Origin of the sequence: Streptomyces otsuchiensis (genome assembly GCF_004305975.1) — a bacterium.
Lineage (GTDB): Bacteria > Actinomycetota > Actinomycetes > Streptomycetales > Streptomycetaceae > Streptomyces > Streptomyces otsuchiensis.
Window position 1 is genome coordinate 1 of sequence record NZ_BHZI01000250.1, and the last position, 8440, is coordinate 8440.

Annotated in this window: 6 protein-coding genes; 1 reads left to right on the forward strand and 5 read right to left on the reverse strand. The window is 72.0% G+C overall.

Annotated features, from left to right (window positions below; genetic code table 11):
* Positions 1 to 2302: sensor histidine kinase (locus tag E0D90_RS20530; RefSeq protein ID WP_130799576.1), on the reverse strand; the 2302-nt coding region annotated here is incomplete at its 3' end.
* Positions 2303 to 2836: 534 nt separating this feature from the next.
* Between E0D90_RS20530 and E0D90_RS27255 the strand changes: the two genes are divergently transcribed.
* A complete protein-coding gene (locus E0D90_RS27255; protein WP_170215023.1) occupies positions 2837 to 3013 on the forward strand; it encodes a hypothetical protein in 177 nt (58 codons plus the stop codon).
* Positions 3014 to 3333: 320 nt separating this feature from the next.
* On the opposite strand, the gene E0D90_RS20535 is transcribed toward E0D90_RS27255, so the two are convergent.
* From E0D90_RS20535 to E0D90_RS20555, 4 genes are all read right to left on the reverse strand, one after another.
* The gene (locus tag E0D90_RS20535; RefSeq protein WP_130799577.1) at positions 3334 to 3540 is read right to left on the reverse strand and encodes an acyl-CoA carboxylase epsilon subunit; all 207 of its coding nucleotides are present in this window, start codon (positions 3538 to 3540) and stop codon (positions 3334 to 3336) included.
* 113 nt (positions 3541 to 3653) lie between these two features.
* Positions 3654 to 5237, reverse strand: a complete 1584-nt coding sequence (locus E0D90_RS20540; RefSeq protein WP_103502698.1) for an acyl-CoA carboxylase subunit beta — start codon at positions 5235 to 5237, stop codon at positions 3654 to 3656.
* 235 nt (positions 5238 to 5472) lie between these two features.
* Complete coding sequence (gene cimA / locus E0D90_RS20545; RefSeq protein ID WP_103528562.1) at positions 5473 to 7089, reverse strand: citramalate synthase; 1617 nt, start codon at positions 7087 to 7089, stop codon at positions 5473 to 5475.
* 399 nt (positions 7090 to 7488) lie between these two features.
* On the reverse strand, positions 7489 to 8250 hold the full coding sequence (locus E0D90_RS20555) for a class I SAM-dependent methyltransferase (protein WP_307721162.1): 762 nt from the start codon (positions 8248 to 8250) through the stop codon (positions 7489 to 7491).
* Positions 8251 to 8440: the final 190 nt, after the last annotated feature.

Here is an 8440-nt window from a genome sequence, read left to right on the forward strand (position 1 = left end):
CCTGGGGCCGGGGGTTGCCGGGGCGCGAGGGCAGCGCGGCCCGGGCCGGCGCACCGGGCATCTGCGCCCGGGACGGCGGACCGGCGACGCCGGGCTCGCCGCCCTGGCGGCGGGGCGGGCCCTCGCGGCTGAGCGTCGCCGACGGCGGCTCACCCGCGGACCGGGCCGGTGCTCCCGCGGCGGCCGGCTTGGGCCGGCCCGCGGTATGGGCGACCTCGGCGGGCAGCATCACCAGTGCGGTGGTGCCGCCGGAGTCGGAGGGCCGCAGCTGGATGCGGATGCCGTGACGGAGCGACAGCCGGCCGACCACGAACAGGCCCATGCGCCGGGAGACGGAGACGTCCACCGTCGGCGGGTTGGCCAGGCGCTCGTTGATCTCGCCCAGGTCCTCCGGGGAGAGCCCGATGCCGGTGTCGTGGATCTCGACCAGGATCCGCCCGTCGGGAAGGGCGTGACCGGTCACCTTCACCTTGGTCTGCGGCGAGGAGAACGAGGTGGCGTTCTCCAGCAGCTCGGCGAGCAGGTGGACGAGGTCGTTGACGACGCGGCCCGCGACGTCCGTCTTGGGGACGGCCGACAGCTCGATCCGCTCGTACTGCTCCACCTCGGAGGCGGCGGCGCGCAGGACGTCGACCAGCGGGACGGGGCGGGTCCAGCGCCGGCCGGGCTCCTCACCCGCGAGGACGAGGAGGTTCTCACCGTTGCGCCGCATGCGGGTCGCGAGGTGGTCGAGCTTGAACAGCGAAGCCAGCTGGTCCGGGTCGGCCTCGCGGGACTCCAGTTCGGAGATCAGCGACAGCTGGCGCTGGATCAGGCCCTGGCTGCGGCGCGAGAGGTTGGTGAACATCGCGTTGACGTTTCCGCGCAGCAGCGCCTGCTCGCCGACGAGGCGCACCGCCTCGCGATGCACGTCGTCGAACGCCTGGGCGACCTTGCCGATCTCGTCCCGTGTGTGCAGACCGACGGACTTCACCGAGGTGTCGATGTCCTGGGGGTCCGACTCACCCATCTGCTTGACGACCTCGGGCAGCCGGCTGTGGGCGACCTCCTGCGCGGTGTCCTGGAGGCGGCGGAGCGAACGGACCATGGAGCGGGCGACGACGAAGGCGCCGACGAGGGAGATCCCGAGGACCAGGATGATGAGCGCGCCGTTGAGGATGGCGTCGCGCTGCGCGTCCGCGCGCAGGTTGCTCGCCTCGCGCTCCATCTCGTCGAGCAGGGTCTGCTCGATGTTGTCCATCGCGTCGATCTTGGCGCGGATCAGGTCGTAGACGTCCTGGTCGGACAGCTCTTCGCCGGACAGCGCGTCGGGGGCGTCGAAGACGCGGTCGGCGAGCTGGTCGGCGCTGAGGACGTTGGCGATGCCGCCTTCGAGGGGCTCGGTGAGTTCACTGGTGCCGTACAGCTGCTGGAACGACCGCATGGCGGCCTGCTCGTTCTGCTGCGCGGTCTTGCCGTAGCGCCAGTCGCTCTGCGAGAAGCCCGCTCCGTCGCGTGCGGAACCGCCACTGATCATGGCCCGCTGCATGGAGGCGTACTCCTTGGCGGAGGAGAACGCCGCCAGCGCGCGGGTCGAGTTGATCATGCTCTCGTTGCTGGTGGCCAGCGCCATGTCCTGGGACAGGCCGAGGAGCGATTCGATCAGCTCGTTGTACCGGGCGACCGTCTGCGAGATGTAGGCCGGGTCCTCGTACGCCTCGTCGCGGATGTCGCGGAGCTGGTTGAGCTGCCGGCCGATGCTGAGCACACGGTTGCTGATGCCGGAGAGGGTGCTGTCGTCCCGGTCGATCCCGAGCGTGGCGTCGGCGAAGGCCGAACGAGCCGAGTCGGTGCGCTCCCGGATCGTCGTGATGTTGCTGTCCTTGGCGCCCGTGTCGCCGACGAGCGGTCCGGCCGAGCGGTCACGCTCCTCCTGGAGCGCGGTGGCCAGCCGGGTGGCCTGCTGCGTCATGTCGGTGAGCAGCTGCATGTTGTCGAGCTGCGCGATGTCCTGGCGCGTGTCCTGGATGCGGAACACACCCAGGGAGGTGGCCGCGACGACGGGCAGGGCGATCAGGGAGACCAGCCGGGTACTGATCCTCCAGTTGCGCAGCGCCAGGCGCGAGCCGGCAGCGCTCGGCTCTCCGGTCTCCGTCTCCGCGGCGGGCTCGTCACGGACGCGCTCGGGGGCTGCGTCGGCGTTGCCTGCGGCATGGAGGGGCTCGCCACCGTGGGGGTGACCCGTGGACGGGCCGTTACCCGCCGGACCGCTGGGCCCCGCCTCCCCGGTAGCGCTGCCTTCCTTCTTGAAACGTCCCTGCACTAGCGTCGCAACCTCTGGACAAGGCGCCCCGCCGCGGATGCGGCGAAACGGTATCGAGCCGGGAGCCAGGAGCTCCGTGGCGGTCGTGGGTGACCTTAGCGTCCCCGGATCGGCCGTCGCTCTGGTGCTGGCTGTGCACCGTCTGTACGGCGGTCGATATCCCGCGCGGTCCGTGGAATTCCAGCACAGTGCCAGACCTCCAACAAGGGCCGGGATCACTCCCGGGCCATCTATGACGCTCCGCTTGTGGATCACCACGAAAGGTGGGGGGCAAGATCGGATGAAGCGGACTTTTGCTCGTCACCGCCGCACCGTGATCACGGGACCTCGCTTGTCACATCACCCGGTGAAGATCCACAACGCAGCCTTATGTCACGTTTGTCCAAGCGGTTCCGGGCCCGGGATTGGCGTCTTTGCGCCGCTACTCGTGAGGAACCTCACATGGGATCACCAGCGACTTCGGCGTGGCGCGGGGAAGGGCCGACCTAGCCTCGGATGGACACGCCGTCCAGGAATGACAAGAGGCAGCGCCCCGTGAAGACGACCATGATCATCCGGCCCATCGCCAACCCCCGGCGCACCACGCTGGCGCATCTGGTGGACACGGCCGAACTGAGCCCCGAGGCCGGGCCGGTGGCGGACTCCCCGGTCCTGCCGCAGCAGACCGCGAACCCGCGCCGTACCACCCTGGTGGACGCCCCGGTGGGCTGAGCGGCCCTCATCACCGGCTCTCCGCGCACTCCTCGGCCCGGCCCCTCCCCTGACGAACCGTCGGGCGGGGCCGGGCCTTCGTCATGCCGGAGCGGCCGGCGGGGCCGCCGGCGAGGGCGCCGGTTAGGTCGCCGGGCAACGGAGGCACGGGGCCGGCCGCAGGCAGGCGCGTGGGCGCGCACGGGGCGCGGGAACGGCATGGGGCGGGCCCGGACATGCCGCCGCCCCGTCGGCCGGGGTACGGCGAACGGGGCGGTCAGCGGCGGGACGGCGCCGGTGCGGCGCGCGGTGAGGCGGTGGCGTGGCGGGCGGGCAGTCGGTCAGCCCTGCCAGCTGTGCGCGGAGCGGAAGCCCGGGCTGCGCTCGAGACGGCGCCAGCCGGCGGACGTACGGCGGACATGGACGGGGTGCGGCGCGGCGTCGCGGGCGGCGCCGGCCCGGGCGAGCAGCAGGGCGGTGACGGCGGCCAGTTCCTCGTCACTGGCGCTGCCGCGCTCGACGCGCACCAGGTTGGTCTCAGCGGTCATGTACGTCTCCTTCGGGTCTCGTCGATGCGTGGTGGTCGATGCGTGGTGTCGGGATTCGGGCATTCTCGCGGATCCCGCCGCCCTGCAGCCCGACCGGCCGGTGGGCCGGTGTGTCACTGCGGCGGGTTGCCGTGCTTGCGGGAGGGCAGGTCGGCGTGCTTCGTCCGGAGCATGTCCAGCGAGCGGATGAGCACCTCCCGGGTCTCGGCCGGGTCGATGACGTCGTCGACCAGTCCGCGCTCGGCCGCGTAGTACGGGTGCATCAGCTCGGCCTTGTACTCCTTGACCATGCGGGCCCGCATGGCCTCGGGGTCCTCGGCGGCGGCGATCTGCCGCCGGAAGATGACGTTGGCGGCACCCTCGGCGCCCATCACCGCGATCTCGTTGGTGGGCCAGGCGTAGGTGAGGTCGGCACCGATGGACTGGGAGTCCATGACGATGTACGCGCCTCCGTACGCCTTGCGCAGCACCACCGAGATCCGCGGCACCGTCGCGTTGCAGTAGGCGTAGAGCAGCTTGGCGCCGTGGCGGATGATGCCGCCGTGCTCCTGGTCGACGCCCGGCAGGAAGCCGGGGACGTCCAGCAGCGTGACGATCGGGATGTTGAACGCGTCGCACATCTGGACGAAGCGGGCGGCCTTCTCGGACGCCTCGATGTCCAGCACGCCGGCCAGCGACTGGGGCTGGTTGGCGACGATGCCGACGACGCGCCCGTCCATCCGGGTCAGCGCGCAGATGATGTTGGTGGCCCAGCGCTCGTGGATCTCCAGGAACTCGCCGTCGTCGACGAGCTCCTCGATGACCTGGCGCATGTCGTAGGGCCGGTTGCCGTCGGCGGGCACCAGGTCCAGGAGCCGTTCGCCGGAGCGGTCCGCCGGGTCCTCGGTCTCGGCGACCGGAGGGTTCTCCCGGTTGTTCTGCGGGAGCAGCGACAGGAGGTAGCGGACCTCCTCCAGGCAGCTCTCCTCGTCGTCGTAGGCGAAGTGGGCGACGCCGGAGGTGCCGGCGTGGACATCCGCACCGCCGAGGCCGTTCTGCGTCACCTGCGCGCCGGTCACGGCCTGGACGACGTCCGGGCCGGTGATGAACATCTGCGAGGTCTCGCGGACCATGAAGACGAAGTCGGTCAGCGCGGGCGAGTACGCCGCGCCGCCCGCGCACGGGCCCATCATCACGCTGATCTGCGGGATGACCCCGGAGGCGCGGGTGTTGCGCTGGAAGATGCCGCCGTACCCGGCGAGGGCGCTGACGCCCTCCTGGATGCGGGCGCCGGCGCCGTCGTTGAGGGAGACCAGCGGCGCGCCGGCCGCGATGGCCTTGTCCATGATCTTGTGGATCTTCTGGGCGTGGGCCTCGCCGAGGGCGCCGCCGAAGATGCGGAAGTCATGGGCGTACACGAAGACGGTGCGGCCGTGCACGGTGCCCCAGCCGGTGATCACGCCGTCGGTGTAGGGCTTCTTGTTCTCCAGGCCGAACCCGGTGGCCCGGTGGCGGCGCAGCGGCTCCACCTCGCGGAAGGAGCCGTCGTCGAGCAGCAGGTCGATCCGCTCGCGCGCCGTCAGCTTCCCCTTGGCGTGCTGTGCCTCGGTGGCCTTCTCGCTCGGCCCCCGGACCACCTCGTCACGGATTGCACGCAGTTCGGACACCCGGCCTCGGGCGTCGGCTGACGGGACGGGTGTCTGGAGCTGATCGGTCATGTATAGACCCTACGAAACCCGGTGCCTCCAACACCTCGTCGGATCCGTACAGTCTCCGCGGCGTTTTCATGGTCCGGCCGGACAGAACCGCGGCGCGCGGCGGCATGGGGCGGTGTCCGGTCACCGGGCGCACGGGGTGTGAGCGGCGCGCGGGGCGCATGGGGCGCGGCGGACGGCGGGCCCCGCGGGCGGGGGCGGGCCGGTGGCACCGCTCGGGGCGGCGCCACCGGGTACCTCAGTCGGTGGGCTGGAGTCCGGCCCGCAGCAGGCCGTAGGTGTAGGCATCGTCCAACGCCTGCCATGAGGCGGCGATCACGTTGTCAGCGACGCCGACCGTCGACCACTCCCCTGAACCGTCACTGGTTGTGACCAGAACCCTGGTGGTGGACTCGGTTCCGTGCGCGCCGGCGAGGATGCGCACCTTGTAGTCGACGAGCTGGAACACGGCGAGTTGCGGGAAGGTCCGCTCCAGGCCGTTGCGCAGGGCGCGGTCCAGCGCGTTGACGGGGCCGTTGCCCTCGCCGCTGGCGACGATCCGCTCCCCCTTGGCCCAGAGCTTGACGGTGGCCTCGTTCTCCAGCTGGCCGTCGGCCCGCTGGTCGGTGATGGTGCGCCAGCTCTCCAGGCGGAAGAAGCGGCGCACGCGCCCGTCGACCTCGTCACGCAGCAGCAGTTCGAATGAGGCGTCCGCCGCCTCGTAGCTGTAGCCCTGGAGTTCGCGTTCCTTGGTGCGCTGGACGATCCGTCCGACCAGTTCGCGGTCACCTGCGAGGTCGTAGCCGAGTTCCTTGCCCTTGAGTTCCACGGAGGCACGGCCGGCCATGTCGGAGACGAGCATCCGCATCGAGTTGCCGACCAGCTCGGGGTCGATGTGCTGGTAGAGGTCGGGGTCGACCTTGATGGCGGAGGCGTGCAGGCCGGCCTTGTGGGCGAAGGCGGAGACGCCGACGTAGGGCTGGTGGGTGGAGGGCGGCAGGTTGACCACGGCGGCGACCGCGTGCGAGATGCGCGTCATCTCCCTGAGCCCGCCCTCGGGCAGGACACGGCGCCCGTACTTGAGCTCCAGGGCGGCGGCGACGGGGAAGAGGTTGGCGTTGCCGACCCGCTCGCCGTAGCCGTTGGCGGTGCACTGCACGTGGGTGGCGCCCCCGTCGACGGCCGCGAGGGTGTTGGCGACCGCGCAGCCGGTGTCGTCCTGGGCGTGGATGCCGAGCCGGGCGCCGGTGTCTTCGCGCACGGTGCGGACGACGGCCTGGACCTGGGCGGGGAGCATGCCGCCGTTGGTGTCGCAGAGCACCACGACCTCCGCCCCGGCACGGTGGGCGGTGGCGACGACGGAGCGGGCGTAGTCGGGGTTGGCGGCGTAGCCGTCGAAGAAGTGCTCACAGTCGACGAAGACGCGGCGCCCCTGCGCACGGAGGTGCTCCACGGTGTCGCGGACCATCGCCAGGTTCTCCTCCAGCGTGGTGCGCAGCGCCAGCTCCACGTGCCGGTCGTGCGACTTGGCGACGATGGTGACCACCGGGGCCCCCGAGTCGACCAGCGCGCGGACCTGGGGGTCGTCGGCGGCAGCGGTGCCGGCCTTACGCGTCGCACCGAAGGCGACCAGGGTGGCGTGGCGGAAGTCGATCTCGCGCCGGGCCCGCTGGAAGAACTCGGTGTCCCGGGGGTTGGCGCCGGGCCAGCCGCCCTCGATGTAGCCCACGCCGAACTCGTCCAGCAGGCGCGCGATGGCCAGCTTGTCGGCGACGGTCAGGCTGATGCCCTCGCGCTGTGCGCCGTCGCGCAGCGTGGTGTCGAATACGTGGAAGCCGTCGCTCGGGGGCGCGGTGGCCGGGGCGTCCGTGGTCATGGCGGTGAGACTCCTGTCGGTGGACGCGTCGTGGGCGACGCGTCACTCCTGCTGCCTCCGACCCGCGCGGGGTGCTTTCCGGTGGGGTGGTCCGGAAAACGAAAAGACCCCTCGCGGGTGCGAGAGGTCTGCGCGCGGGTCCGTGGCACTTGTCGCCACTGCCGCTGGGATCGTCAGTCGGTCAGTGGCCGCTGGGGACCGGCGCGCTGTCACCCATAATCATGGCGAGCGAAAGCACAGCGCGAGTCTTCCACACGGATCGGCGATGCGCTCGCGATGTCTCATCATCCGGACGAAGCGGACCGGTCGCCGGGGACGGGGCGGGCACGGGGCGTCCGCGTGCCCCGCGACTCCGCCCCGCGCGAGGGCTGAGGCGCCGGCCCCGTCGCCTGGGGCGGGTCAGCCGGCGCGGCGCCGGGTGGCGGAAGGGCGCCGGGTGGCGGAGGGGCGCCGGCCGAAGCCCAGCAGGTGGGCACTGGTGCCGAGCAGCGGCGGGTGAGCGTCGGCGAGCCGTGCCGCGTCGAGCGCGGCACGGAAGAACGCGGAGTCCTGCGGCTCGCGCGTCCCCGAGCGTTGTTCGGCCGCGACCAGCGCGGGCCACGACGGGCCCTCGACGCCCCGCACGCCGATGTCTGCGAGGCCGGCTTCGGAGAGTTCGCGCGCCAGGTCGTCCGGCAGGTGGAAGTAGGCGGCCGTGAAGCCGCGGTCGCCGTCGTAGCGGCCGTCGGCAAGGGAGCTGTTCAGTGTGCCGTGGACAGCCGGGTCGGCGAGGGCGCCGGTGGCGGCCTCGTCGAGCAGCGGCGCGTAGCGGCTGATCGCCGCGGCGGCGACCAGGCCGCCGGGCCGCACCACGCGCAGTGCCTCACGCAGAGCGCGCAGCCGGTCGGCGCGCTCGGGGAGGTGGTAGAGCGGTCCGAGGAGGAGGACCACGTCATAGGAGTCGTCTGCGGCCGTGAGTCTTCTGGCGTCGCCGAGCTCGGCGGTGCAGCCGGCGGTGACCGGCGCCTGCCGCGCGTGGCGGGCGACCGGGTCGACGAAGTGGACCCGGTAGCCGTCCTCGGCCAGCCAGCGGGCGTGGGTGCCGGGGCCGCCACCGACGTCCAGCACGGCGGCCGGCGGTGCGGGCAGGCGTGCCCGCAGCAGTTCCCGGGTGCGGATCAGCTACAGTGCCCCGTCCGCGGCGCCGTCGAGCCGGCCGCCCTCGTCGAACTGGTCCTGGTAGTAGGCGACGATCTGCGGAAGGCGGTCGTGGCCGGCCATCGGGTCCCTCCCTGCCGGAAGCGGTCGCGGTGGCCCGACCGTAGCGGCGTGGCGGCGTGTGGCGCACCGCGTTTTCCGGAGGGTGGCGGAC